The following is a 25,598-nucleotide window of genomic DNA, read 5'->3' on the forward strand; positions in this document are numbered from 1 at the left end:
TATTGTAAATTAGGCTAATAATGCCAGAGCACTGTATAAAATACCAGTACCAAGCAAAAACAAAAATGCTCGCTTAAATAGCGAGCATTTTTAACGCAATAATAGTTAGTTTACCCTAAAGCGCGAACTAACCCTTGGGTGTTTTGTTTAAGGGTACGGGCAATCATTAAATAACCCAACCCGGCTACAAATAAACCACCAGCAACCGGGCCTATAATCCATATATGTGGATGAAGCTTGCCCGTAAGTTCAAACATTTGTTGCTGCACAATCAAAAGCGCTAAGTCGCTAAAAAATGCAGCAACTAAACCGGCTAACCCACCCAATAATAAAAACTCGTACAAGGTCGCATTTTTAATTAAACGGCTTTTAGCACCTAATGTTCTAAGAATTACAATTTCTTGCATGCGTTCACCTAAGCTCGCTTGCACTTGCGAAATGAGTACTAATGCACCGCACAAAACAACAATGGCAAGTACAAAACCAATCGCGAGTGAAACTTGCGATATTGTGGTTTGTATTTGCTTTACAAAGTTGTCTACATCGATTGCAGTAATGGTTGGATAGGTGCGCAACAGTTGGCTAAAGTCACGCTTTTGCTCAGGTTCTATCCTAACCGACGAAATATAAGTCGCCGGAAAGTCTTTAAGTACATCTGGGCTGAGTATAATAAAGAAGTTGGGTTTGAGCGTTGCCCAGTTAACTGTACGAACGCTGGTAATTTTAGCATCGAACGACTGCGCGCCAATTAAAAAGGTAAGTGTGTCGCCAATTTCAACATCAAGGCGCTCTAACATCGACTCTTCAACTGATGCCTCGGCCACTGCGTTTTCACCAAACCATTCGCCTTGAATTATCTCGTTTTGAGCCGGTACATCTTTAAGCCACGTTAAGTTTAGCTCACGGCCAATACCAGAACGCGCTTCTTCGTCTTTTTTCTCATTGTCTTGAAGAGAAACTTCCCGTGCAACCAACTCACCATTTACCGCGTTAACACGCCCTCGAATCGTTGGGTAGAAGTCAGACACTAAAATGTCTTTCTCAGCAAGGTAGTTATTGATTGGTTCAAGGTCGTTTTGCGTAATATTAACTAAAAATGCATTGGGCGCATCGCTTGGTAATTGCGACTGCCAATCAGCAATCATGTCATTTTTAAGCACAACTAAAAACAGAAGCAGTTTAATGGCAAGCGAAAAACTAATAAGTTGAACTGCATTTACATTGGCACGCTTTTGAATCGACGCAATAGCCAATGACCAACTATTACCTGGTTTTAAACCCAGTTTTCGGCCACCGCCAAATATAAGTTTAGATATTAAAAACAACACGCCAATTAAAGTTAGTGTGGTTATAAATAATATTAGCGTTATTTTTATATTGTTACTAAATAACCACATTAACAAAAACACGGTCAATGCACTCATACCCAAGTGCACGCGGCTCACCGCTAGTTTGTCACCTAAATTACGACGCAGTACCCTAAGCGGCGGAATATCGAACAAATCAAATAACGGTTTAATAGAAAACATAACGGCGCAAATTACACCCGTACTAATTGCTACAAGCCAAGGCTTAAATCCACCCATGGGCAATTCGCTTCCCATACTTTTTGAAAGGTATCCGGTGGCTATTTCTTGCAAGCCGTAACCAATCAATAAACCTATACTCACAGCCATTGCACATACAAGCAATAAGTGAAGCATGTAAATTTTACGGATCATTGAGCGACTGCCGCCCAATGTTTTCATCATCGCAACAGGGTCATATTGGCGCTCGCAGTATCGTTTGGCTGATACAGCAATCGCTACTGCAGCCAAAATAATACCTAGTAAACCCGCTAACAATAAAAAACTCTCTGCTCGGTTTAAACTGTTTGAAATTGGTGATTGACGATCTTTAACACCGTACCATTGTTGGTTTTCTTTCATTTGTGGCTTTAACCAGTCATAAAAGCTGTTTATGTCGTCTTCACTACCGGCATAGAGCTGACGATAAAAAACACGGCTCCCAGGCTGAACAACCTCTGTTTTTGACACATCTGCAATATTTATTAATACACGACGGCTACTTGAAAATACATTAAATGGCGCATCAGGCTCCTCAACAATCACTTTTTCAACATTAAATAACGCAGCACCTAGCTCAACTTGCGAGCCAATATCAATGTTTAGCGAGTAAAAAACAGACTCACTGAGCCATACATTACCTGGGTTTGGGCCGCCGTTTGCAATAACCGTTTCACCCAGTAATGTGTTTTTTACTTTTAGCTGCCCTTTTAACGGGTATGCGTCTGACGCTGCTTTCACCGAGCTAAATTGCATTTCATCATTAGCAAACAACATGGTGTCGAAGTACACCATTTGCGCAGTTTGTAAGTTTTGACTTTTAGCTCGTTCAATAAATGCGGTGTCAATGGCATGGCTGCTTGCCAATACTCGGTCGGCAGCAATAAACGCACTGCTTTTTTGTGCAATGCTTTGTGCTATTCGATCTGTCACCATAGACAAGGTAAGTACAGTTAATACCGCTAAAGCAATAGCTGCACTAGTTACCGTTAGCTCACCTCTTCGAAATTCTCGCGCAAATAATTTAAGCGCTAATTTAGCCCACATTTGCAACGTCCTCTGCTTCACTTTTTACAAGTAAGCCCGCTTCTATCTGAATAATATGCTCACATTTTTGAGCGAGTCCTTCATCGTGCGTCACCAAAATTAGCGTTGTACCATGTTGAGAATTTAAGTCGAACAGCAGCGACTCAATCATTTTGCCGTTCTTACTGTCTAAGTTAGCTGAAGGCTCATCGGCAAATAAAATTTTGGGTGTGCCAATAAAAGCGCGGGCAATAGCAACACGCTGTTGCTCACCACCCGAAAGCTGAGATGGGTAATGATCTGTTCGGTGGCTTAGGCCTACTTTTTCAAGCAAAGCAAGTGCCTGCTCCTTAGCATCACTTTTTCCCGCTAATTCTGCAGGCAACATTACGTTCTCAAGAGCGGTTAAGCTTTGCACCAACATGAAAGACTGAAATACAAAACCAATTTTAGCGGCACGAAGTGCTGCACGTGCTTCTTCGTCTAAATCATGAAGCGGCTCACCGTCTAAAAATATTTCGCCATTAGTCGCTGTATCCAAGCCCGCTAATAAACTCAACAAAGTAGACTTACCTGATCCCGACGTGCCAACAATAGCAACAGACTCACCGTGCTTGACATTAAAGCTGATGTCGCTGAGGATGGGCAACTCACCTTCAAAGGTAGTTACTATTTTAGACAAACCATTAACTTGAATTATATTTAATTGAGAAAGCGCTGACATATGACTCATTCAATCCTTCGTTTAGTATTCATTTTATTTTTAGTTATCAAACCGCTGAGTGCAGCAGCCGACAACACGATTTTAATACTTGGTGACAGTTTAAGCGCAGCCTATGGCCTACAACAAGAGCAAGGCTGGGTAAAATTGTTACAAGATAAGTACAATGACGAGCAAGCCGACATTGCACTTGTAAACGCCAGCATTAGTGGCGAAACGTCTGGCGGCGCACTACGCCGTTTAGATGCATTACTTACCCAATACCAACCAACACACGTGCTTATAGAGCTTGGTGCAAATGACGGTCTTCGCGGATTTCCGGTAAAAAAAATGCAAGCTAATTTGACCGCGCTGATACAAAAAAGCCAAGCAGCTAATGCAATGACCGCGCTAATGGAAATTTACATTCCACCTAACTACGGCCCTCGCTACAGCAAAATGTTTACTGATAGCTTTAGCCAAATTAGCGAAAAAACTAATACGCACTTATTAAACTTTTTTATGCTCAATATCGCTGATAAACCAGAGCTAATGCAAAACGATGGATTACACCCTAACAAAAAAGCACAGCCGTTGATACGTGATGAGATGTACGACTCGATCAAAACTTGGTTAAATAAAGACTAAAAAAATAACCTAGCTTAAGTGGGCTTTTTAGCTCACTTGCCTAATAAACACCCAAACAAACAATCGCTTATTGATTTTTAAAAAAATACACGTACTATTGCACTCAAAGTCGGTATGTAGCGCAGCCTGGTAGCGCACTGTCATGGGGTGGCAGGGGTCGAGAGTTCGAATCTCTCCATACCGACCAATTAAATCAATACCTTACCTCTATTTATAAATCTTTGTTTAAAGCCTAAACCGCTCCGTGTAGCCAATGTGTAGCCACTCTTTTGCTTTTTATAGTCGGGAACTAAAAATTTATCTCTCTAATCGTTCGCGCGTACTGGTTGCGAATCTCTCTCTTAAGGTGTCTGAAAATACCCTAAATAAACTTAGCTAGTTTGGTGTATTGCTCTAAACTATTACGTAGCCCCCACACACCCGAAAAGCCGTTTCTTTGTAGATACCTAAATAAGCTTTTGCGAGTCCAAGTATTACCCCTGCTAGTCTTAACACCCTTATTATTAAGGTAATTAACTAAAACACGGTAACTGGGATTTTTGTATCGACTGGATTGGCTAATCAACTCCACCAGCGTTTTAAAAATTAGCTTATCGTTATTAATTTTATGTGTTGTATTCATATATCCCCCAGTGTGAGTTCTTATTATACCCTTTTTAGTTAAGTCACAGGCAGACAAGCCAATATTCAAAAAGTGATAAACATTACTTTGCATAAGTAGGTCTAAATACCTTGAGTTTGACGCATTCTTTTGTAACTCTAATAAAACTACAACTACTAAGGACGGACATGTTTTTATCAGACAATCAGCAATCAAAATCTTCAAACACAAAACCCGAATGGACTTTAAACGACAACGGTCTGACAAATAATTTTACCAATATAACTTATGAAATTAGTAAACTTAGCTTTTCATTAAAAAAAGATGGTTACAAAGGTGTCGCATCTGTATTTTATAACAATACGTTCCTTTGTGATTTGATCACTCTATATAGCCAGTCAGGTATATATAAAAAGCATGGAATCAAAGAGAGTGAAACAATAAGCAATAATAGTAGTGATAACCTATTAGATATAAACAACAATAAAATCGGGCTATCTACTTCTGTATTTAGCTTCAAGTCAAAAGATTACGGAATAGCTGGATTGAGGACTGTTGAATCTGACTCCTCTTATGATGTCCTGTTCTATGGTAAATATTTAACTAGTGTTTCCAAAGAAACAGCTCATAAAATAGAAATGACAAAAGATATACACCTGAAGAAAAAACTTTCAGCTTTAAATGAAAAAGTGAAAGACGAAAATACCTCAAGCGAAATAAAAAAAAGAAAAAATAACATCTCTGCAAATAACTATAAAATTATTCGCTCTCCTAATGAAATTATTCTTACCACTGAAACAGCATCGAATTTAAAAGTAATAAAAAGACTGGACGTTATAACGGCCGAGTGTGCTTATGGCATGAATATATTCAAAGATATTTTGACTAACCTCACTGACACCTTTGGCGGCAGAAGTAACAGTATACAAAACACGCTCAGAGATGCCCGAAAAACAGCCTTGGCGGAGTTGAGAAAAGAGGCCTTTTCATTAGGTGCTAACGCGGTAATTGGTATTGATTTAGATTACAGTGAAATGTCAGGTGGTGGGAAGTCTGGTATGTTATTTATTGTTGCTTCTGGCACTGCGGTAATAGTTGAGGATTTAATTTAATTACTAGTTAGCTGATAGCGGCGTTAATAAAATATAAAAACGCCGCTTTTAAAATTAGTTAATACTCATCTGAGGCGCTGCTCCATTAGTGTATGTATAGTTTGAAACAATGCCATTATCAAACAATATATCTAATGTTTTTTGAGTGCCTTCGGTTTGAACTTTCATGGTAAAAACATAAGATTGAGCTTTCGATGTTCCCTGAGAATAAAAATAAAGCCACTTCACTTGATTACCATTAATAACAGTTTTTGAATACGGTTCACCAAACCAATCTGCAACTTGCTCTTTAGTTGTAACTCCTTTTTCTATTTGGTCAACTTTATCCGTTTTAAAGTCGCTGCCTGTTGTGTAATTAGCAGTAGCGCAAGCAGTAAGAAATAAAGCACATAATATTAAAAATCCATATTTCATAGTTTTTCCCTTTTATTTGAATGAACCATAAAAATATACAAGCATGTGAATATTTACAACTATTTAATTAGTTAAGCCATACCTTCACTCTTAACTGCTCCTAATATCTTGATTTTAAAATCATAAAAAACAGTTAAGTTAGGTGTTAAGTAAAATCGCTAACTTTTTATATTAGCCTTTTCTATACTCGGTAGCCCTTATCAATATTACTGACTCCCCTTATTTAATCCGCTATTTAAATTATTTATAGAAAGTTACTTAACTACTTAACACAAATAAGTAAAGCCCTTTTCAATAAAGGGCTTTAGCGGGGTTAGGTAAATTTTAAGTGCTTAACTTGGCCTAACTAATCTAATAGTTGATATAAGCAGCGGCTATTAACTACTTAGCTTGTATCGTGTTTGATTCCCCCCTGCTTTTTTAGCTTGTAGATAACCTTCACGGCTTAACTGCCTCAAGGCCTTGCCTACAACACCGCTTGTATAAGAGTTAAGTTTTTTATCTTCATAAATTAACTCGCCAGCTGCAAACCAGCCATTTATACATTGGGGTCTATCTATTTCATTAATAAAGTCTATCTTACTCGCTGGTGCTATATAATTATCGTAAATGTAACTATATGCAAAACCCTTATCTTGATAGCTGTCGTTAACATTGGCTATTTGCTGCAAATCTTCGTCTTTTAGCATCCAGCCATAACCATCTAAATAAAGCTGCTTAACCTCAAGCCAAAACTGTTTAAGTTGTGACTCGTCAACCTGTTTTAATGAGCCTGTACCGTCATAGTGCCACCCTAACAGCTCATTTAGTGTATTCATGTTAGCGGCTTGTTCCATTTCAATAACAGCAAAGCGGCTTGAGCCTGTTTCATCCTTTAAAAACTCGCTACCGTTAACCGTGGCAATAAAATGTGTTTGCCGTGGCTTTTTTATATCGAGCCTTGCATAAGGTGGCCTTACTGTATCGACTTTATTAGTGATAAACGCTTTTAAACTACCTTGTGAGTTTTTACTGGTACGTTCAAGCTCGCCTAGCTCAACAATAAATGAGCGAATACACGACAGTACACTGTCTTTATCATCGGGATTTAAAGCAGCCCCTTCTAAAAAAGCGTGTGGTATTATTTCAGCAAAGCGAGAAACAAACGCCGTTTTTCTAAACGACTGATTGCCCTGCAAAACAGGCACAAGCTTACTATTAAAATTTTTCTCATAAAGAGAAGCCACACAGCCCACCAGCCAGTGTTTTAATATTGTGTCGGCTAACCCTTCATATTTAGCGTTTAAACAGCTAATAACGGCACTAACGCGCTCTTTGCCATCCCATTTTTCGTCATCAAGGTATAGCTTTATTGGGTGATATTTAGTTTCTTCACATAAAGCAACTAAATGGGTGTTTACCGCTTTTTCAGGTAGGCCGTAAATGTTTGCAGCAGAGATTAGTTTACTATTAATACTGTCGTAAGAATCGGCTATTAAGTCGCCAAAAATATCACACACTTCGTTATTGAAGGTCATCATATTGAGTCTAAACCCTAAACCGCAAAAATTGCCTAAGTCAGCTAAATTTTGATTTGTGTTTAATACTCTAACATTACCTTTGCTGTCCTCTTTTAGATCGGTAAAGCATGGCCTGTCTAACTCCGTATTTTGTGGTAAATCTATCTCGTACTTGTTGTGTGGTGCGGGTACATTTATGCTCATAACTTAGCCCCATCTCCAGCAAACAATGTCTGACTACGTTGGTTTTGCTTATTGATTTTGTATTCTTTTAAGTTGTGCTTGTGCAACTCAGGAAAATACGTTTCAGCAATTTGTTTTAACGCTCGCTTATAATCACATTGATAAGAACGCATCACCATAAAATCGAACTTATCTAAACATAAGCCTGTCGCACAGGGGTCATTTTCATGGTGAGAATAGTACCGCTCTTTCCCATCTGTATTACTTGTTAGTATGTAAACACCTGCCTGTTTGCTGGTGGACTCTGGTGGTAAATACGCCTTACCTTGTGCTTTGTAACCGTATTGAATAAGTAACTCATGCCATGAGTAAGCGCTGTTCACAGCATCGATAATAGATACCTGCTTACCTATTAACTGAGTTTGATAACTTGGCTTAACAGGTAGGCTAGTAGCCTTTTCTAATTCCTGGTTTTGCTCTGCTTCAAAAGCTTGTGCGTCTTTGTAAAGCTGAGAGCTTTCAACATCCAGCGCCCTCCCTTCTGCAATTTTAAATTGATAGCTGTCATCTTTTAAACGTACAGGTAAATACATAATTTGCTGCGGGCGTTTGGCGCAATCATCGGCCATGAACACATAGCTTAAATAGCTTTCCATAGCCGCCCACACCTCATAAGTAATAGAAGCGGCTAGTTCTATATAAACTCTATACCGATTTGTTGTGACTTGTTGCTGGTGGCTTGCTGTTGTATGAATTACGTATGACTCTATACACATACTTTCTAGCATGTCGGCAATAGTCTTTAACTCTAGGTTAGTATCGTCTAAATCAAGCCTAAGTAGTGTAAACTTATCATGTAAGAGAATAGACTCTTTTGTTTTATTGGGCGCATCGGTAGCCGCTATAACTGCCGATTTAGCTTTAGCTTCTTTGGGTGTTATTGCGCCTAAGTTTTCAGGCCTTTCAATTTTGAGTGTTAGCTCATGCCAATTTATATAAGTAAAATCAGCGGTAACATTGTGACTTTTAGCATGTAAAAAATTAAGCATGACAATTACCTCGTTTTGAAATAGCAGCATTAGTTAATGAGTTTGTATTTATGTAACGGCTAAGCAATTGCTGTTCATTTCGAGTATAATTAAACATGCAATCTATTGATTTAATCAGCCCTTTAACGAGGGCTTTTTTATTTGTTCTCATAAAGCCCCCGACTTGAGTAAGATAATTAATAAATTTATCGATACTACTAGCTGTAAAATCAGACATGCAATTATCATTAATAAATCGCTAAGCTTTACACTCACTTCTAATTTAAGTAACTTATCAACCGCAAGCTTTATTTGTTTGTAACTTTTAAAAGGCCTCATTCTTTTGACTCCTTTTTTGGCTGGTGGTTAGTCTGTAAACTTTCATCACCAGCATTTGAACTAGAAGCCTTTACAGTTGGCGCTGTATTGGCTTTTTCATTTTGGGTTTGTTGATTGTAGTAATCATCATTTGCAGCATTGCTCACTAAATTAGCTAATTCTGACTTTGCACTAATTGATTCAATAAAGGCTTTTGGCTCTCTAAGCCGACCTTGCTTAGCCAGTTTATGAGAGTCACGTTTGTATTCACTTTTCCTCTCAGCTCTTGCCTTCGCATCATCTAGTTTTGAACCCGATTTATGCCTTGGGTCTAAGCTACGCGCAAAAATCACGCCTTTATCATTTGTATGGTTAATGATATTCCAGCAATAAGTATCCCCTCCCAAGCTTTGCAGCGGGCTACGTTGTCGACCACTAAAAATGTGGGTTAATTCAGCTTCTGATACCTTACCTCTCTCTAAAAGCAATAAGAGTAATTTGTATGCTTGAGTATTTGGTTTAGGGATATAACAAAGGTTGAAATCATATAAATATTTCATTGCTATACCTCCTTGCTCGCTAGCCAAGATTCAAGATCAGATCGCCTATAGATACAGCAACGGCTACTTATGCGGATTTTTTTAGGGAAGTTTGGATCTTGCTCAGCCAAACGCCAAAGTGTCGGCTTGCTCACACCGATATAAGCAGCCGCATCTTTTAAACGTAAATTATCTTTTGGAGTTGTTAAGTTCATAAATGTAACCTCATTTGTTAAAAGAGGTTACATATTATTTGAGATGTGATTATCCGATGGTGTGTAAAAAGTTGCGACTTTGTATTTATCTTATAGATATGTCGATTAATACCTTGAATTAACCAAAATAAATTCAGAAAAATCTACATTAATCCGGTGGTTTTTTTCTTTATTATCACAGCTATATCTGACAGCCACCTCTACGCTTTTCTCAATTGCATCGTAAATCCATAAAGGCTCATCGATCATACTTTTTATATGGGGAAGTGAATCGATACCTTTTAATCGATAGCAGCTAACTATCCCCTCTATCAAATGGAGGGTTTTCCTAACTTCCTTCCAATGCCCTCTGATTGTTCTCAGCCCAGTCGTGTATTCACCATGCCTATTTGTTTTATCTTCTGGATACATGATTATATCTTCTTTTAGTTCTTGAAAATTAATTTCAGTTCGATCAAAGGCATACCCCCCCTCATAGCTTTGATAGAATGCGAGACCTCGAATCAGAAAGTCATTCCATGAATAAATAGAATCTGGTTCATGTTTCTTGTATGTAGTAAATTCCTCGAAGCATTGAAATAAAACAAACGCCCTATAAATTTTTTTCATCGCCGCGGCTATTGATTTATCAATAGATGTCCATGATTTACCATTTGTATAATTCTTTAAGCCAGTTTTGTTAGTCAACCCATATTCTCTTAATATTGCTGTGTAAATTGCATCAACAAAATCCCTTCTTTTTTTAGCTCCTTGCTGATCAAAATTTGGGTAAGCAATTATTGAAAGGTAATCAATTAAAATTTGTCTCTCTCTAAAAATGAAACTGTGATTTTTACTAGCTATCGGTAATAAAACACAATTTTCTAAGAATTTTCTTAACAACTCTTCAATGGTAATATTACTGCGCTCCAATTTTGGACTCCTTATTTATATCATTCCAACTTTGACCTAAAATCACTAAATAGCTTGCCGTATCTTGTTCATCATGTCTTAAATAGTTAGCTGCAATCATTGAACCGTCCTTATGCCCGACTAAACCCGCAATAGTTAATACAGGCACACCACGCGCCACCAGCTCAGATATAAAGTTATGGCGGAACGAATAAAAATCTAATCCCTCTAACACTCCACCAAGCGCTTTAACCTGCTTCCAGTGTCTTAGGTGGGCTTTACGCTCTAAAGTTTTGTTAGTGCGATCTGATTTGAATATTAAGCCATGTTTAGCCTGTTCTTGTTGTGCTGCCCAGCTATCAAATACATGCTTTAGTTCGCCCGTAACAGGGAATTTAATTTTTCGGCTATTCTCGGCCTTTTTGGTTTTGCTGGGAGTAAAGCTAAGTGTGGTTTGGTCGTTGAATTGATTAAACAGTAAGTTTTCCCATTTTAAAGCGTATATATCAGATGGGCGCATACCCGTTAAACGTGCAATATGGCAAAAGGGAATAAACCAGTGTGGGTACGTTAAGTTATCTAAATTAATAAGGTGGCTTTTGCCGTGGGCTATGCTTGAGCGCCTCTGACGTTTTAACTTTTCAGTGTAAAGCGCTAAACCTGTGTTTATTTGCTGTTTAACTTCATTGCTGAATATATCGCGCTGGTGGCTAAGCTTTTCATTATGCGCCTCTAGCTCATCTTGCTCTTTAATAGTTAAAGCTGGCAAAGTAATGCTTTTAATTGGATTAACTTTAAGAATAGGCTCACTTATGCCTTTTAATGGTTGGGCGGCATAATTAAGCATGGCTTTGAATGCGCCAAAATCGCGAACTAAGGTAGAGCGCTTTATGCCTTTAGCCCTGCGTTTGTTATACCACTGTAAAATATCAGCGCTATTTAGCTTATCCATTTCGCGGTTAAATAAGTGTTCAAAATTATGTTTAATTACTTTTAATGTACCTGCGCCATATCGGTAATTATCTAATTTATGCGGGGTATAGATTGCCTCAAAAAACACACCGACTTTTAAATAGGTCTTTGCGGCCTTTAATTGTTCTTCTTCGCGTTGTGTTTGCGCTAGGCCTTCTTTATATGAAAGCGGATCGATACCCTCTCTTAGTTTGGCCTTCCATGAAATAGCCTCTGCTGCCGCTTGGCTGGGTTTTATGTTTGCGTCTGCTATTGTGGCTGTTCTGCGCTTTCCAAGTAAATCGGTATAACGCAATCGCCATGCGCCACCATGAGAAAGCTTGAGATAGAAAAACCCTGAAATTTTATCGCACCCTAACTGTTGTCGCGGTGTTGCACTTTTTTTAAATGCCGATAGTTTAGCTTGTGTTATTGAAGTTAAATCTGCCATATTGAACCCGAGCGTGTAGCCAATGTGTAGCCAGTATAACTTAATTTTTAGAAACTTGCTGAAATCACGAGAAAGCTAAAATTAATTATAAACAATGGTTTAGATTAAATTTAACTTTAAATACAACGGCTAAAACTGTCATGGGGTGGCAGGGGTCGAGAGTTCGAATCTCTCCATACCGACCAATTCATAACTCCCTCCTGTTTCTATAATTAACCTTCAAAAAAGTATTAACCTGAAAAATAAATTTACTTAGAGATTACTTAAATCAGCGGTTAAATGACTACAAATTGCGCCTAAAAAACAGTGCCTATCAATTGGTCCTTACTTAGTATGCAGCAATATCTTAAAACCATCCTTTCGTGTCGACATTTCACCAGGTGCTGATTATTAACTTAATAAAACAACAAAGTAACAAAACCCTTTTTAGTTTTTAAAAGCACATGAAGGCGCTAAATATACTTTAAGTATATTGTTATTCGCTTAAGCATAATCTGGATGAAATATAACAAGCACGGCTAACGATACACGTTTAATTCGCAGAAAATCCCAACAAAACTTTTCATTATAGTAAAGAAAACAAATAAGTCTGCACACTTATTGAGCATTTTATTTAATTAACATATGATAGGGTTTTATTTTTACGGTGTTGAACATGGACTTTTCAGCTGAAGAATTAAACTTTATCTCTGACTTATTTAAGCCAGAAGATCAGGAAGTAAAACCAAATCATAAGCTTACTTTACAAAGTAGTGTACCCGCAGGCATTGCGCACCTATTAAGTAATGCAAGCTTAACGCTATTAGCAAAAGTTGCGCACTATCAATTGTGGTTTCCGCTTGATTTAGAAATAGATCCCTCTGGGGTTATTAACCCAACACTCAGTGCGCCTGAAGTTATTGATACTAAAGGCACACAGCGCAGTTGGCGTTGGAGCCAGCTCAATATAAAAAGCGAAGGTTTTTATATTGAGTCTATATCTAGCACAGGGATATTTTTAAAACCTCTAAAAGATAACAGCCGACTGGGTAATATGAAAAACGTGCAGTTTACATTACCAAACGAAGAGTGTATTTCAATTGATATAGAGCCTATTAGGCAAAATAAATCAGGAATGGCTGCAAAAATTACGCGTATTAATACTGGAAAAGAGCAGTTAAGAACTTACCTATTTGAAGAGCATAAACGCCAATACTCGGCATTATATGAAAATGGTCAATTAGTAAACGAAATACGTTAACATGGGAGTTATGCAGTAAAGCCTTCATTTATTTAGCCTAAATCGGTTTCTTACCTTTTATATTTCTAAGCCTTACTTTACGTTTCAACTCATTTTAAATTTTGCAAAAAAAAAAGCGCTAAACAACGCTTATTGATTTATATGTAACTAGTGTTTGGGCTTTACACCGTTACGAACCATATCTTGCCCATTAGTATATACATCTTCGGTGATACCGCGGGCCAATAATAACTGCTGTTTATCATCAAATACGGCAATAAAACGGGTACAGTCTGAGTTTTTAGTGGCCATACCAACGCCAGATACCCCTTTTAACCCATAGCCGCCACTTTCAACTTCCAGTAAAAAAGCCTCTAAGTCAGCTAAGTTATCGATTACATCACTTTCATTATTCATTTTAAAACTCTTTTAATTTCTCTGCTTTATGCAAAGTGGTTATACGTAATGCTGGTTATTTTATCGAGCTGATACTTAAAATCCAAATATTTACGCCTTAAACTTAATACGACTCGACCACCAGCGATAAATTACTCACAGCACAACCAAATGGTTTGGTGTTTATTCGGTCATAGCGTGTATCAGCATTTGTATTCAGGCTAATTAAAAATTCATCTTGCTGAGCAACCGCACTTTGCTCTTGAGCGAGGCACATAGCTTGTGTCAAAGAGCGTAATTTAGCATCCGTCAATATGCTCCCAAAACGCTGAACTGGTAAAGGCGGTATTTTAATTGCTGGCAACGTTTTCCCCAATGTGCGCTCGCTCAAAGTAAATGAGTTATTGCTCACATCAATTACACTGCCAGAGGGCCAATAAGAATAGCGGTATTTTTGAGGTTTTGAATTTGTCTTTTGCTCAGGGGGATGCACAGCAATGTTTGTTGCCTCGGGAGTTAAATGGACCACACCATTTTCACCTACGACCGTCATTAAATTACCTTCTGGCGATTTTATGACAACCAAGGCGGTATTCTCGTCTACACCAAAACCATACTGTGATGTAGCTTTACCGTTGCTAAAAGTGTCAATCATCATGGCCAATTTAAAAGTTTGGTTTTGCTCACTAAAGTGCGTACTTAACACACCATAATTAAACGTTGCTAAGCCCTTTTTAGTGGTCAGGGTTTCCCCTTTTAGTACATTTGTACTTGTTACGTTTTTATTTGTAATTAAGCTATTACCTTGTATGGCGCTCCCCTCACCTATTCCCACAATAACCGGGCTTGTTATAAGTGAATTTGTCCATGGGTAAGGCTCGTTTTCATCATTAAATAAAACGCTATGCAATAACGCAGTATCGCCACTATGAAACATAACGCCGGTACTGTTTTTTATTAATGTGGTTAATGCAACTACTCCACTTTTACACAAGCCGTATTCGGTTTGAGTTTGCGAAGGATAAATTGACTCTCGGTTATACACTTGCATAGCGCTGTTTCTTAGTGAAGGCAGTTGATCGCAACGACCCGTGGTTATTGCCTTTGCAAGTGCAGGCGTTAATGCAAGCCACTTGGTACTTATTTGTGATTCTGCTAAAAGAGATGTTGCCGCTTCAGCATACGCGTATGGATCACGACGCGCTGCAGTAATAACAAGCATGGTCGGTTTAGCGCTATTTACTTTTAGGCTACCAGTAATAAATTGTAAAATATCATTATTTTCATAGCGTGAAGTATTAATTGCTTTGCTATTCATTTTTTTATCATTCTTACTTTCTGACACTTCGAGCATATCAAGCACATAATTGTATTCGTGCACCGATAAGCTTTCTAATTGCAAATTATCTACGTCACGCCACTGCCACAGTAAATTTTGCTTTGACACATGCTTAGGTTCATTCTTTTGTAATTGCTTTAGCACATCTAGTGTCGCATCTTTATTAGAAAGGCTACTGGTTGGCCAGTTTTTTGCTATGAGCTTTATTTTATTAATAGTAGGTGAGTATAATTTTTGGGTTAAATTTTCAACCTTCTCACTCCTAGTACACGAACTCTCAGCGCACATGCGTGGCTCTGATCCTAATAAGACTAATGTTTGGCTTTGTTGTTGCGCGGCTAAATCAACCGAAAACACAGTACTTATTAGTGTAAAAATCGCTGTTAATAGCATGTATTTATTAAATAAAATTTGATTTCTCATAGTAATAGTCTTAAAAGTGGCAAAATGCGCTACAAGCTTATCAGTTTAGTGGCTTGGGCTAAATACCTCGCTTACATAACTAACGGTGTATTTAATTCACTTTTATTTATTACAGCTTTGGATTAGTTTTTTAAGAAGTAACTCAATTATATCGATACATCGCATTAAGTTGCAGGCTATTTTAGTCAGCGTTAAGCTAGCGCTTTATTTCATTAAATATTGATATACCAAGGCTTTATAATGACTGACAGCACATACCCAATTGGCACACCCGGTACTAAATGGAACGACGACGATAAAGCTCAATGGCTTGCGAGCCAAGTTATAAAGCGTAGCTACCAAAATGAAGTGTTAACGTTAATTAACGAGCTTAAAGGCACATTAACGGTTGAGCAATATGGTGAGCTTAATTACAACGATGGCTGTTATCCATTATATGCCCTGCAAACACCTAATTTTGATGATACCAAACCAACGGTTTTAATTACCGGTGGCGTGCATGGGTACGAAACCAGTGGTGTACATGGCGCGCTTAGATTTGCAAAAACCTCTGCTTTAAAACATTCAAAACACTTTAATATAATTATTACTCCCTGTATTAGCCCTTGGGGGTATGAAACAATTAATCGCTGGAACCCAAGCGCAATAGATCCTAACCGCTCCTTTTACGAAAATAGCCCAGCACACGAGTCTGCTGCTGTTATGGCCTATGTAAAATCATTAAATATTGATCTACTAGCACACATTGATTTACACGAGACAACAGACTCCGATAACAGTGAATTCAGGCCAGCGCTTGCAGCACGTGAAGGCACAACTAATACAAACTGGAATATTCCTGATGGGTTTTACTTAGTTGCTGACAGTAAAAAGCCAGAGCCAGAATTTCAAAAAGTGATTATTGAGGGCGTTGCAGAGGTTACGCATATTGCACCAAGCGATGAAAACAATGCATTAATTGGCGTACCGCAGGAACAATTTGGCGTTATAAATTACGCAGCACGCAAATTAGGTTTATGTATGGGCTTTACTGATGCTCCTTTTGTAACAACAACAGAGGTTTACCCAGATAGCCCTTCAGCCAATAGTGAACAATGTATATTAGCGCAAGTTGCTGTTATTGATAGTGCTTTAAATTATTTACGAAATGAAGGCTAAATTACTAGTTGCTACGTTTATCATAAGTGTGTTTTATTAAACGTAGTAATAAGTTTGTCATATAAAATAGAGAGAAAGCCTTGCAAGTAGATAAAAATGAGCATTATGACTTTTCATTAAAAAATGACTATGCCAACGTTAATTTTTATGTAGATAACAACATAATTGTTGCTGAATTTTCAGGTAGCATCGATACCGATATTCTAAGTGTGTATGGTGAAAAGCTCATTAATACTACTGCACAATTTAACGGCAACCCCTGGGGCTATATTAGCGACTCACGAAAGGTATTAGCAGCGACGCCTGAAGCCGAGTTATTGCTCACTAAAATTGGCAAAAAAATGCAAGCTGCAAATTGCTTCATCAGCGCGTATGTAATGACATCGGCCATCGCAATCAGTCAAATGTCGCGGGTTTTAAATAGCGTTGGCAGAGACGGCACTAAATGTATATTTAGTGAGGTTGAAAGTGCCAAGCAATACGTTATTAAGCACCTTAAAAACAGCCAAGCGGATTAATTATTTAATCAACTTGGCGTTTAACTACTTAGTTTTTATAAAACTGACTGTCCTTGGTGATGGTAATACTCGCATCTTCCTGCGCAGTAACTACAAACCTTAATTTACTTACTTTTTGTTTAATATCGTAACCATCAGCGGTAACCGTAACCGGTATTTTTTTCATTAAACCAGGTTGTACGAGTGTTGCCTTTGGACTTTTAAGCGTTGCCCCAGGTAACCCCTCAATAGCGATTGTGTAGTGCATTGATTGCTGTGTTTTGTTAATGATGGTTAGTGTGTATGGGTTTTCAACTAAGCCCTCGTAATTTACTCTGTAGAGTGCGTTTCTATCACGAAGCACTGAGGCCTCTATGGGTGTACGCTGCATCATCCATGCAAACATCGATAGGATAAGTAAGGCAGTTAACGTGCCATAGCCAACAAGCTTTAATCTAAATGGGTTGGTTTTTTTACCTTCCATTTGTTTTTCACTCGCGTATTTAATTAAGCCTTTGTCGTAGCCAAACTTATTCATTGTGTCATCGCAGGCATCAATACATAAACCACAGTTTATGCACTCATATTGCAAGCCATTTCTTATATCAATACCCGCAGGGCATACCTCCACACATAAATTACAGTCTACACAATCGCCTAGGTTTAATGACTTTGGATCAGCTTTACGCTTTCTTGGTCCACGGTTTTCTCCTCGTTCAGCATCATAAGTAACAACTAAGGTATCTTTATCAAACATCACTGACTGAAAACGAGAATACGGGCATGCAATGGTGCACATTTTTTCTCTTAAAAAACCAGCATTACCGTACGTACACCCAGCAAAAAAAAGCACCCAAAATGTGGTAATGCCAGACCAATCAAACGTAAGCATGCCTAGGTATAAATTTTTAGCCGGAATAAAATACGCCATAAATGAGGTCGCTGTTAAAACCGAAATAACTATCCACGCGCTGTGTTTAGCTATTTTTTTACGCCACGTGCTAAATGTCCATTTTGACTTATCTAATTTAATGCGCTGATTGCGTGTACCTTCTATTCGTTGCTCAACCCATGTAAACATCAACATCCATATTGTTTGCGGGCACGTGTAACCGCACCAAACTCGGCCAAGCCAATTAGTAACAAAAAATAACGCAAAGGCTCCCACCATAAAAAGCATGGCTAAAATCATAAAGTCTTGAGGAAGAAGTGTTAATCCAAAAATAGTAAAGGTTTGTGTTGCGACATCTAACAGTACAGCCTGCTGACCGTTATATTGAATCCATGGAATGGCAATAAACGTTAACATTAGCAACCAGCCTAAATTACGGCGTATACGTTGAAAAAAGCCTTTTTGCTCGCGAATATAAATTGGCCCTGAGTTATAGGGCTTAATGATCATGTCTTGCTCTTTAATATCAAACTTCATGTTACTTACTTAATTAGAACGGATGTTGTTTAAGTATTTGCAACTTTCAGACCAAACTGAAACTTTATTTAATCTATTGATATTAAATAACTTTATAATTTACACGCTTTTACCAATCGCGACATATAACGAAAAACGTTATATATCGCGATTATTTATTAATTCCTAGCTTTCTCATTTTTGAGCGAAGTGTACTTTCAGGTAACCCTAACTTAAGTGCAGCACCTTTACTTCCCGAAATTTGCCCGTTACACAGTGTTAAAACACGGCTTATATGCAGCCTTTGAGCCTCATCGAGGGTAAGAGACTCGTCAACATTTTGAGTAGTGTCACCATTGAGTGGTTGATTGAGCTGTAAAACAGATTGTTTAGACAAAATGGCTTCTCGCTCCAGTACATTTTGCAGCTCTCTTATGTTACCAGGCCAATCGTAGGCTTGAAGCTTAGTAACTGCTTTTTTACTTAGCCCTTTTAACTGCTTCCCTAAGCGTTTATTTAATTGCTGTATGAGGTTGCTGCATAAGTAAGGAATATCTTCTTTTCGCTCTCTGAGGGCTGGCACTTTAATAGGAAATACATTAAGTCGATAATATAAATCTATTCTAAAACTGCCCTTTTGCACCATTTGCCACAAGTCGCGGTTTGTAGCCGCTATAACTCGAATGTTTACACTCAAAGTTTGGCTACCACCAACCCGTTCAAATTCTTGCTCTTGTAGCACTCTTAGTAGCTTACTTTGTGATTCTAGAGGTAATTCGGCTATTTCATCTAAAAAAAGTGTGCCTTTATCGGCCAGTTCAAATCGGCCTTTACGACGTTCGTTAGCCCCCGTAAAAGCGCCTTTCTCATGCCCAAACAGCTCAGACTCCAATAAGCTCGGTGTAAAAGCTGCACAATTTACTTTAATAAAGGCATGCTTGCTGCGTTTGCTTAACCTATATAAATTGCGTGCTACTAGCTCTTTACCTGTGCCATTTTCTCCCAGAATAAGCACGGTAGTGTCGGTTTCACTCACTAATTTGATTTGATCTAACATGGTTTGGAACACATGGCTTTGCCCTACAAGCCCAGAGTCTTGCCAGTCCTGATTTAACTCTGCTATTAAATAGCTATTCTCGTCTTTTAACTGCTCACTCAGCTGCTTTATTTTTTTAAGTGCGTTTTGTAAATCATTTTGGGTTTGTTGCTGCTGCGATATATCACGAAAAATAGCAACGGCACCAATAAGTTGATTTTTTCGATACACTGGGGTGGATGTATATTCAACAGCAAACGAGCTACCGTCTTTGCGCCAAAACACTTCATTGTTAACTTCACGGCGTTTACCATCAAACATGGTACAGTAAATTTGACACTCATCTGCAGGGTAAGGCGTGCCATCGGCACGAGTATGGTGATGATATTGATGTATTTTTTTTCCTAGTAGCTCCTCTGCCTTCCACCCTGTCATGCGCTCTGCTGCTGGGTTTACAAATACAGCGTTTCCAGACAAGTCGAATCCGTAAATTCCCTCACCCACGGCATTAAGTAATAACTTTGGATCGTTTAAAAATTGCTTTATCATAACTACGCCTCGCGAAATATCACGAGTATTATGACAACTTTAACACATTACTGCACCAGTAACTTTGTATCGATATTAGCTCAGCATTTATGCGAAATGACTAAAAAGCGCACGCACATCAATTTTTGCCCCCAAACGAGCAGCTATTAAATACAAACCGGCTAGTTTTCGGTGTATAAACAACGCATCGACGGGTGGAGTGTGCCACTGCTGTGATTGAGCACTAAGTGCAAGCCCAGCATCCTTAATTTTAAGTGCTAACTGGCTATGTTTAAAATCAAATTCACCATCATGCCTGAGCGGTTCGCACGCCATTAAAAACAAGTCGATTACGTTATTTTTATAATTATCCATAATGTCATCTTTAAAATAACCAATTTGCGATGCTGCTTTTAATACGCCCTCTCGGCTGTTATCGCTACCTGCTTTAAATAGTGCCAAATACGCTGAACTCAACTCGGTTGATATTTCTCGCGTTGCACCAAAATCAAATAAAACGATTTTTTGTGTCTCTGTTTGATAATGAAAATTAGCAAAGTTAGGATCCGTTTGAATGAGTTTAAATTCAAACATTTCTTTAAAAAATAAATTAATAAGCTGCTCAGCAACAAAACTTCGCTGGCTTTGTGGCTGCTCTGTGATGCTCTCTATGGGTTCAGCATTAACATATTCCATTGTAAGCACTTGCTGCGTACTGTGCGAAGTGTAAACATCAGGCACTTTAAAGTGAGCATTGCCGTTGAGTGCATTTTTGTAACGTATTAAATAATCTGCTTCTCGCAGGTAATCTGCTTCTGCAAGTAATTGTGCCTTAGCCTCATTCACAAGGGGTTTAATGTCGAGATCTTTAGGTAATAGGCGCGATAGGGTTAACAGCGTAATCACGTTATCTACGTCGCTCTCAACACTCTTTGCAATACCCGGGTACTGAACTTTAACTGCGAGCTTATCGCCATTTTCTTGATACGCTAAATGCACTTGCCCAATAGAAGCCGCTGCAAAAGGTCTGAGTTCAATATGAGAAAAACGAGAAAGCCAGTCGTCCCCCCATTGTTCTTTTAAAACTTCAACCAGCTGCTTATGCGGCATTGGATTTGCGTCAGAGCGCAACAAAGCGAGTAACTGGGCGAGCTCAGGACTGAGCAAGTCACCAGCATCCATAGATAGAAGCTGGCCTAATTTCATTGCTGCTCCGCGTAAGTGAGAGAGCTGCACAGCAAGTTTTTCAATATTTTTAGGCTGCAGAAGTAAGCGTTTGTTATCCCACCCTTTACCTGTTAGTGCACTTTTAGCGCCATCAACCAGCATATTACCCGCAACGCTTGTTGCTAATGAGCCTAATTTTGCAAAACGAGAAAGTCTCGATGTGGGCACGTTACGCGGTGCTGCCATAATATAATGAACCTAATTAGCTTATAGTTAGGTTATTTAATACGATTAATTAAGGCGGGCCGATCTGATTAGCCTGGTTATTTATAATCTAGGAACCAGTTTAATTGCACCTTGCGATACTTTCATGTCGAGTGGTAATTTGCTCAATAGCATCATTTTAGGATCGTTCATGTTTAACGTATATACAGGGTTGTTAGCCAAAAAGGTATTGATTACACCCATTGCTTGATCGTCAAGCGCGCCAATGTTGCCTCTAAAGCCACCAGCATCAACGCTTGAGCCCAGTAGTTTAATATTACGCAAAAACACTGCTTTTTTCTCGCTATCGTAAAATGGGCTGCCCTCTATTTTAAGCTTTAAACGAATTGGGTACTTAAGTGCAAAAGCGTTGATCTCTGCGCTAGAGTCAGCGCCAAGTAAAACAACATCACGATTATCTGGCCCTATATCAACACTTAAATCATTAACGTTAAGCTGAACAGGTAATCCCATTAGCTTTACTTTTTCGCTTAATTTTGGCAACTCTTTAGCTAATACGCTTTCTACTTCAGCATTTGTAAATGAATATACCGATACACCTTGCGTGCTATTACAGGCAGTTAAAAAAAGCGTAGTAATAAGTAATAAAAATCTCATGGTAAATCCTTTGTTTGGTTGATATAAAAAGCCGCTATTTAAGCGGCCTTTTAAAGTTTTAATCAACATTTAAAGTAATGTTAATGATTAAGCTGCAAGTGTCGTCTTTAATCGAGCTAGTGTGTCAGGTTCAACTGAACCGTTACTGAGCGCGAGCAACTGTTTTAAATAATAATTTAAATCAGCATGATCGCCACGGTGTTTATCATCAAGCATAGCAACTTGCTCTGCCATTCTAAGTGATGCATTTGGCGAACTCACATTTGCTAAAATTTCCATACGCGTTACAAGTTGCTCTTCGTTAAGCGTTGTTTTTAGCGGTGCTTGATACTGAGCAGGTACTTCTTCATTATTTTGAAGCGCATTAAGTAAGGCATCTAAGTTAGCCTGCTCTGATTTAGTGATAAGCAATGACACTTTTTCATCTATGGCTTTAAGCAAAGTAGTCACTTTTGGCGCAAGCGTTCTGAATTGTGCATAACCCTTTACCTTCGTTTCTAGGTCATGAAGTTGCGCACGTTGTTCAACCGCCTCTAGTACCGCTTCTAATTCAGCAAGCTCTGCAGCGGCTTGCTTGTCTGACTCATTCTGTTCAAGCTTTTGTTGCTCAAATTCAGTGCTGCGCTTACTAAATGCTTCATCGTTATATTGACGAAACTTTTGCCACAACGCATTTTCAGCTTTCAAGCCCGCAAAGCCAATTGTTTGCCATTGCTGCTGCATTTGCTTTAACGTCTGGCAAGCACTTGCTAAGTCGTCACTTTGTGATAGTTGCTGTGCTTGTTCTACTAAATCATTTTTAAGCGCAGCATTACCTTTATGAAACGCATTTAATAAACCAAGCACCTGTTGTTGCTCATTTTTATAGCGTTCATTTAAAACTCGATATGTTTTAGGGTCAACTTTTCCTACACTGCGCCATGCTTTATTTAGCCTATTGTATTGGCTTTCAAACTGTTTCCAATCAAAGCCTTCTTCGCTAGTAGGCTCTGTGCTAAGCGCGTGCATATCAGTAATGATGCTTTCACGTTGTAACTTCGCTGCATCGCGATTTTTTTCTTGCTCGGCAAAGTAACTACGACAAGGTGCAAACAACAATTCAATATGTTCGTCAAACTGAACACCTTGTTGTTTTTCTTCATCTGTATCTAAACGGCCAAGCTCATTCCAACGTGTGCGAAACATTTTTACTTGTTCTGCACGTTGTTGCGGGTCGGTACATTCTTGCTCAGTTAACGTGGCTACTTCTTCAAGTAACGCAACACGCTTTGGTGCAGCGGCGTATTTTTGCCAATCTTTTGCGTCAGCAAGCTGCTGCTCTAGCTCTGCTTTAATATTTTCAAGCGGGTGCTGGTAGCGTGCTGTTAATGTATTAAATAGCTCTTCAAAACCTTTAAATACACCAAATGCCACATTGAACCGGCCTTCTTCAATTAAGCGCTTAACATCACGAGCTTTTCGCTTTGCTTGGCTTTGATTTTTTTCAAGCGGTTTAACTAACTCATTCATTGGTACTAAAAACTGCTTTTTATACGCGTTTAACTCAGTTTTAAACTTGCCTTGCAGTGCGCTATCTAGCATAGCTATATGCCCACGCGCTTCTTTAAACGCTTGATTAAACGATGACAGAATATCGTCATATTGCTCAATGCTTTGCGCTGGTTCAACTTGTTGTAAGGCGGTCAATGCCTCTTTATATTGCGCAATTACCGTTGTTAGTTCGGGTAATTTAGCCACTTGTGAAAATAAAGTCTCAAGCCTTATGATTACCGCTTTAAACTGTGCGTTATTTTCAAGCTCAGTCTCTGTGATCGCTTGTTTTGCTTGGGCTACTTTAGCGTCAAGCCAATCTTGTTGAATTTGCTCTGGGGTTTCTAAACCTAATTGAAGCGCATTTTCAATTTCATCACTTAATGCTTCAAGCGTTGCTAATGCCAATAATTGACGCTGTTTTAATGCTAAACGTTGCTGTTCTTTATCGTGCTCAGCTTTAAGTTGCGCTATATGAGTATCAAGCTTGCTGGTAATAGCTATGTACTTTTCATCTAGCGATTTTATACGCTCTGCTGATAGCCATTTAAGCTCTAATGCTTGCCATTGAGCCATTAATTCAGCAGCTTGTGGGTTTACCAACGCAAAGTCTGTTTTTTCACGTAACGCATTAAGTTTTGCTAAAATAACGCGCGTTGAATTTTCAACTTCTTGTGGCATCTCTTTGGCCAGACGCTCATTTTCAATATGCGTATCAAGGGTGCTTTTCGCTTCCCCTTCAGCATGTTTAGCAAGTGGTTTGGTAAGCTGGTGGTTAATAACTAACTCCACTAGCTGCTTTTGTAGTTCTTCACCGCCTTCTTTAAAAGCTTTTTCTACTAATTTTGGGTTTGCTAAACGCTTAAGTAATTTAACGCGAACTTTTAGTTCTTTCTCTGCAAACGCTAGTTTTTCTAATGTTTTTACAGGTGCAAAGCGTTCTATATATTCACTTTTAATTTGCGGTGTTAGTGTGCTTTCACTGTTTAAAACCGCGTTAGATATCTGCTGCTCAGCTATATCCTTCAACGCTTGGTCTTGCTTATAGGCTTTCCACCAAAGTGGTAAATCATTTACCTTTTGAAGCGCTTTTCGGCGAATTTCTGCAGAGCTGTCTTCTAATGCAAGTGTATTTAAAATACTTGCATCGCGCTGCGTATCTAGCTTTTCAATTGCATCAAGACGTACCTGTTGCTTAGGGTGTTTCCATTTTGGCGTAAAAAGGTGCTTAAAGATCATGTTCACTAAACCTAGCTATTTCGTTGTCTGATTTGAATTCTTTTTGTAGTTGCGCTTTTGTCTTTTGGATCATTTCACCATTAGCACCAATCGTAAATTGCTCGTTCGATTGAGCCACCTTTGCTTGATACAACATAACCAACTGCACTGTTTGTTGCTTTTGCTCATCTGATAACACAGTGCCATCTGGCCATTTGCCAGTGGATGCACCATATTGCAGGCGTTCAAATAATTCTGGAGTAATATTTTCTACGAGTTTATCGATATTCATGTCATCTTTTCTTTTTAAGAGTCACTAAAATAATACGGTTAATAAGATACCAAATGCACCCCACGCCAATGGCGATGGTGTAAGCATACCACTCAAGGGTTTCTTTTTGCGGTTGTAAAAAATATAAACAGAAAAAACCACCCAAAAATAAAATAAGTGCTAGGAAAGAGTGATTTATAAACATCTGCTTTTTTTTAATTTGCTGTTCGCGCTGAAGTTGTTGAACCTGCTCGTCATTTAGCTCTGAAATGTTACTTTCGCAATGCGGACATTGCTTGTATTTATCTGAAATTGATTTTGCACATTTTGGGCAACGAATAATCGCCATACATCTCTCCATACTACGCATAAAAAAAGCGCCTTG

The 25,598-nt window shown here is 38.6% G+C and carries 24 protein-coding genes and 1 tRNA gene; 6 read left to right on the forward strand and 19 right to left on the reverse strand.

Annotated features, from left to right (window positions below; translation table 11 throughout):
- Positions 1-110: 110 nt before the first annotated feature.
- Complete coding sequence (locus MTP24_RS10015; RefSeq protein WP_243530992.1) at positions 111-2,612, reverse strand: FtsX-like permease family protein; 2,502 nt, start codon at positions 2,610-2,612, stop codon at positions 111-113.
- The gene (locus MTP24_RS10020) at positions 2,602-3,315 is read right to left on the reverse strand and encodes an ATP-binding cassette domain-containing protein (protein ID WP_010557244.1); all 714 of its coding nucleotides are present in this window, start codon (positions 3,313-3,315) and stop codon (positions 2,602-2,604) included. Before MTP24_RS10020 ends, MTP24_RS10015 begins: the two co-directional genes overlap by 11 nt.
- Between MTP24_RS10020 and MTP24_RS10025 the strand changes: the two genes are divergently transcribed.
- The 3 genes from MTP24_RS10025 to MTP24_RS10040 all read left to right on the forward strand — a co-directional run bounded on the left by MTP24_RS10025 (position 3,316) and on the right by MTP24_RS10040 (position 5,652).
- A complete protein-coding gene (locus tag MTP24_RS10025; RefSeq protein WP_138740760.1) occupies positions 3,316-3,939 on the forward strand; it encodes an arylesterase in 624 nt (207 codons plus the stop codon).
- A 110-nt stretch (positions 3,940-4,049) separates the two neighbouring features.
- Positions 4,050-4,126: transfer RNA gene (locus MTP24_RS10030), tRNA-Pro, on the forward strand.
- Positions 4,127-4,728: 602 nt separating this feature from the next.
- Entirely contained in the window at positions 4,729-5,652 is a 924-nt protein-coding gene (locus MTP24_RS10040; protein WP_243530997.1) for a YbjQ family protein, read from the forward strand.
- Positions 5,653-5,706: 54 nt separating this feature from the next.
- Here the strand turns inward: MTP24_RS10040 and bamE are convergent, their stop codons facing one another.
- The 8 genes from bamE to MTP24_RS10080 form a co-directional block, all read right to left on the reverse strand.
- Positions 5,707-6,066, reverse strand: coding sequence for an outer membrane protein assembly factor BamE (gene bamE / locus MTP24_RS10045; RefSeq protein ID WP_243530999.1), 360 nt, complete (start codon positions 6,064-6,066; stop codon positions 5,707-5,709).
- 377 nt (positions 6,067-6,443) lie between these two features.
- Positions 6,444-7,769 carry a virulence-associated E family protein gene (locus tag MTP24_RS10050; protein ID WP_243531001.1) on the reverse strand — a complete coding sequence of 442 codons (1,326 nt, stop codon included), beginning with the start codon at positions 7,767-7,769 and terminating at the stop codon, positions 6,444-6,446.
- The gene (locus MTP24_RS10055) at positions 7,766-8,797 is read right to left on the reverse strand and encodes a hypothetical protein (RefSeq protein ID WP_243531003.1); all 1,032 of its coding nucleotides are present in this window, start codon (positions 8,795-8,797) and stop codon (positions 7,766-7,768) included. Before MTP24_RS10055 ends, MTP24_RS10050 begins: the two co-directional genes overlap by 4 nt.
- Entirely contained in the window at positions 8,790-9,014 is a 225-nt protein-coding gene (locus tag MTP24_RS10060) for a hypothetical protein (protein ID WP_243531005.1), read from the reverse strand. Before MTP24_RS10060 ends, MTP24_RS10055 begins: the two co-directional genes overlap by 8 nt.
- A gap of 97 nt (positions 9,015-9,111) precedes the next feature.
- Complete coding sequence (locus MTP24_RS10065) at positions 9,112-9,654, reverse strand: hypothetical protein (RefSeq protein ID WP_243531006.1); 543 nt, start codon at positions 9,652-9,654, stop codon at positions 9,112-9,114.
- Between the two features lie 2 nt (positions 9,655-9,656).
- Positions 9,657-9,848, reverse strand: a complete 192-nt coding sequence (locus MTP24_RS10070) for a helix-turn-helix domain-containing protein (protein ID WP_243531007.1) — start codon at positions 9,846-9,848, stop codon at positions 9,657-9,659.
- Positions 9,849-9,953: 105 nt separating this feature from the next.
- Positions 9,954-10,760, reverse strand: coding sequence for a hypothetical protein (locus MTP24_RS10075; protein ID WP_243531010.1), 807 nt, complete (start codon positions 10,758-10,760; stop codon positions 9,954-9,956).
- Positions 10,747-12,141, reverse strand: coding sequence for a tyrosine-type recombinase/integrase (locus tag MTP24_RS10080; RefSeq protein ID WP_243531012.1), 1,395 nt, complete (start codon positions 12,139-12,141; stop codon positions 10,747-10,749). The genes MTP24_RS10075 and MTP24_RS10080 overlap by 14 nt, the downstream gene beginning before the upstream one ends.
- A 655-nt stretch (positions 12,142-12,796) precedes the next feature.
- Here MTP24_RS10080 and MTP24_RS10085 point away from each other — a divergent pair.
- The gene (locus tag MTP24_RS10085) at positions 12,797-13,381 is read left to right on the forward strand and encodes a hypothetical protein (RefSeq protein ID WP_243531014.1); all 585 of its coding nucleotides are present in this window, start codon (positions 12,797-12,799) and stop codon (positions 13,379-13,381) included.
- A 147-nt stretch (positions 13,382-13,528) separates the two neighbouring features.
- Here MTP24_RS10085 and MTP24_RS10090 read toward each other — a convergent pair whose 3' ends face one another.
- Both MTP24_RS10090 and MTP24_RS10095 read right to left on the reverse strand, forming a co-directional pair.
- Complete coding sequence (locus MTP24_RS10090) at positions 13,529-13,777, reverse strand: hypothetical protein (protein WP_243531017.1); 249 nt, start codon at positions 13,775-13,777, stop codon at positions 13,529-13,531.
- Between the two features lie 103 nt (positions 13,778-13,880).
- Positions 13,881-15,518 (reverse strand): cyanophycinase, encoded by a 1,638-nt coding sequence (locus tag MTP24_RS10095; RefSeq protein WP_243531019.1) that lies wholly within the window; start codon positions 15,516-15,518, stop codon positions 13,881-13,883.
- 240 nt (positions 15,519-15,758) lie between these two features.
- Between MTP24_RS10095 and MTP24_RS10100 the strand changes: the two genes are divergently transcribed.
- Together MTP24_RS10100 and MTP24_RS10105 are read left to right on the forward strand one after the other, a co-directional pair.
- Positions 15,759-16,676, forward strand: coding sequence for a M14 family metallocarboxypeptidase (locus MTP24_RS10100; protein ID WP_243531021.1), 918 nt, complete (start codon positions 15,759-15,761; stop codon positions 16,674-16,676).
- Between the two features lie 80 nt (positions 16,677-16,756).
- The gene (locus MTP24_RS10105; RefSeq protein ID WP_243531023.1) at positions 16,757-17,194 is read left to right on the forward strand and encodes a hypothetical protein; all 438 of its coding nucleotides are present in this window, start codon (positions 16,757-16,759) and stop codon (positions 17,192-17,194) included.
- A gap of 28 nt (positions 17,195-17,222) precedes the next feature.
- Here the strand turns inward: MTP24_RS10105 and ccoG are convergent, their stop codons facing one another.
- The 7 genes from ccoG to MTP24_RS10140 all read right to left on the reverse strand — a co-directional run bounded on the left by ccoG (position 17,223) and on the right by MTP24_RS10140 (position 25,562).
- Positions 17,223-18,602, reverse strand: a complete 1,380-nt coding sequence (gene ccoG, locus MTP24_RS10110; RefSeq protein ID WP_058429125.1) for a cytochrome c oxidase accessory protein CcoG — start codon at positions 18,600-18,602, stop codon at positions 17,223-17,225.
- 151 nt (positions 18,603-18,753) lie between these two features.
- A complete protein-coding gene (locus MTP24_RS10115) occupies positions 18,754-20,166 on the reverse strand; it encodes a sigma 54-interacting transcriptional regulator (protein WP_243531025.1) in 1,413 nt (470 codons plus the stop codon).
- Positions 20,167-20,253: 87 nt separating this feature from the next.
- A complete protein-coding gene (locus tag MTP24_RS10120) occupies positions 20,254-21,558 on the reverse strand; it encodes an AarF/ABC1/UbiB kinase family protein (RefSeq protein WP_243531027.1) in 1,305 nt (434 codons plus the stop codon).
- 81 nt (positions 21,559-21,639) lie between these two features.
- The gene (locus tag MTP24_RS10125; protein ID WP_243531029.1) at positions 21,640-22,194 is read right to left on the reverse strand and encodes a DUF1439 domain-containing protein; all 555 of its coding nucleotides are present in this window, start codon (positions 22,192-22,194) and stop codon (positions 21,640-21,642) included.
- 87 nt (positions 22,195-22,281) lie between these two features.
- Positions 22,282-24,963: a DUF349 domain-containing protein gene (locus MTP24_RS10130; protein WP_243531031.1), complete on the reverse strand. Its 2,682-nt coding sequence runs from the start codon at positions 24,961-24,963 to the stop codon at positions 22,282-22,284.
- Positions 24,953-25,234 (reverse strand): DUF1315 family protein, encoded by a 282-nt coding sequence (locus MTP24_RS10135; protein WP_006794492.1) that lies wholly within the window; start codon positions 25,232-25,234, stop codon positions 24,953-24,955. Before MTP24_RS10135 ends, MTP24_RS10130 begins: the two co-directional genes overlap by 11 nt.
- A 1-nt stretch (position 25,235) precedes the next feature.
- A complete protein-coding gene (locus MTP24_RS10140; RefSeq protein WP_008132029.1) occupies positions 25,236-25,562 on the reverse strand; it encodes a hypothetical protein in 327 nt (108 codons plus the stop codon).
- Between the last annotated feature and the right edge of the window lie 36 nt (positions 25,563-25,598).

This window comes from Pseudoalteromonas sp. APM04 (assembly GCF_022809815.1).
Taxonomy (GTDB): Bacteria; Pseudomonadota; Gammaproteobacteria; order Enterobacterales; family Alteromonadaceae; genus Pseudoalteromonas; species Pseudoalteromonas marina.

Bases quoted from the DNA above. Each gene is read 5' to 3' on its own strand.
- MTP24_RS10015 (WP_243530992.1), bottom strand. From the start codon at position 2,612: ATGTGGGCTAAATTAGCGCTTAAATTATTTGCGCGAGAATTTCGAAGA.
- MTP24_RS10020 (WP_010557244.1), bottom strand. From the start codon at position 3,315: ATGTCAGCGCTTTCTCAATTAAATATAATTCAAGTTAATGGTTTGTCT.
- MTP24_RS10025 (WP_138740760.1), top strand. From the start codon at position 3,316: ATGACTCATTCAATCCTTCGTTTAGTATTCATTTTATTTTTAGTTATC.
- MTP24_RS10040 (WP_243530997.1), top strand. From the start codon at position 4,729: ATGTTTTTATCAGACAATCAGCAATCAAAATCTTCAAACACAAAACCC.
- bamE (WP_243530999.1), bottom strand. From the start codon at position 6,066: ATGAAATATGGATTTTTAATATTATGTGCTTTATTTCTTACTGCTTGC.
- MTP24_RS10050 (WP_243531001.1), bottom strand. From the start codon at position 7,769: ATGAGCATAAATGTACCCGCACCACACAACAAGTACGAGATAGATTTA.
- MTP24_RS10055 (WP_243531003.1), bottom strand. From the start codon at position 8,797: ATGCTTAATTTTTTACATGCTAAAAGTCACAATGTTACCGCTGATTTT.
- MTP24_RS10060 (WP_243531005.1), bottom strand. From the start codon at position 9,014: ATGTCTGATTTTACAGCTAGTAGTATCGATAAATTTATTAATTATCTT.
- MTP24_RS10065 (WP_243531006.1), bottom strand. From the start codon at position 9,654: ATGAAATATTTATATGATTTCAACCTTTGTTATATCCCTAAACCAAAT.
- MTP24_RS10070 (WP_243531007.1), bottom strand. From the start codon at position 9,848: ATGAACTTAACAACTCCAAAAGATAATTTACGTTTAAAAGATGCGGCT.
- MTP24_RS10080 (WP_243531012.1), bottom strand. From the start codon at position 12,141: ATGGCAGATTTAACTTCAATAACACAAGCTAAACTATCGGCATTTAAA.
- MTP24_RS10085 (WP_243531014.1), top strand. From the start codon at position 12,797: ATGGACTTTTCAGCTGAAGAATTAAACTTTATCTCTGACTTATTTAAG.
- MTP24_RS10090 (WP_243531017.1), bottom strand. From the start codon at position 13,777: ATGAATAATGAAAGTGATGTAATCGATAACTTAGCTGACTTAGAGGCT.
- MTP24_RS10095 (WP_243531019.1), bottom strand. From the start codon at position 15,518: ATGAGAAATCAAATTTTATTTAATAAATACATGCTATTAACAGCGATT.
- MTP24_RS10100 (WP_243531021.1), top strand. From the start codon at position 15,759: ATGACTGACAGCACATACCCAATTGGCACACCCGGTACTAAATGGAAC.
- ccoG (WP_058429125.1), bottom strand. From the start codon at position 18,602: ATGAAGTTTGATATTAAAGAGCAAGACATGATCATTAAGCCCTATAAC.
- MTP24_RS10115 (WP_243531025.1), bottom strand. From the start codon at position 20,166: ATGATAAAGCAATTTTTAAACGATCCAAAGTTATTACTTAATGCCGTG.
- MTP24_RS10120 (WP_243531027.1), bottom strand. From the start codon at position 21,558: ATGGCAGCACCGCGTAACGTGCCCACATCGAGACTTTCTCGTTTTGCA.
- MTP24_RS10125 (WP_243531029.1), bottom strand. From the start codon at position 22,194: ATGAGATTTTTATTACTTATTACTACGCTTTTTTTAACTGCCTGTAAT.
- MTP24_RS10130 (WP_243531031.1), bottom strand. From the start codon at position 24,963: ATGATCTTTAAGCACCTTTTTACGCCAAAATGGAAACACCCTAAGCAA.
- MTP24_RS10135 (WP_006794492.1), bottom strand. From the start codon at position 25,234: ATGAATATCGATAAACTCGTAGAAAATATTACTCCAGAATTATTTGAA.
- MTP24_RS10140 (WP_008132029.1), bottom strand. From the start codon at position 25,562: ATGGCGATTATTCGTTGCCCAAAATGTGCAAAATCAATTTCAGATAAA.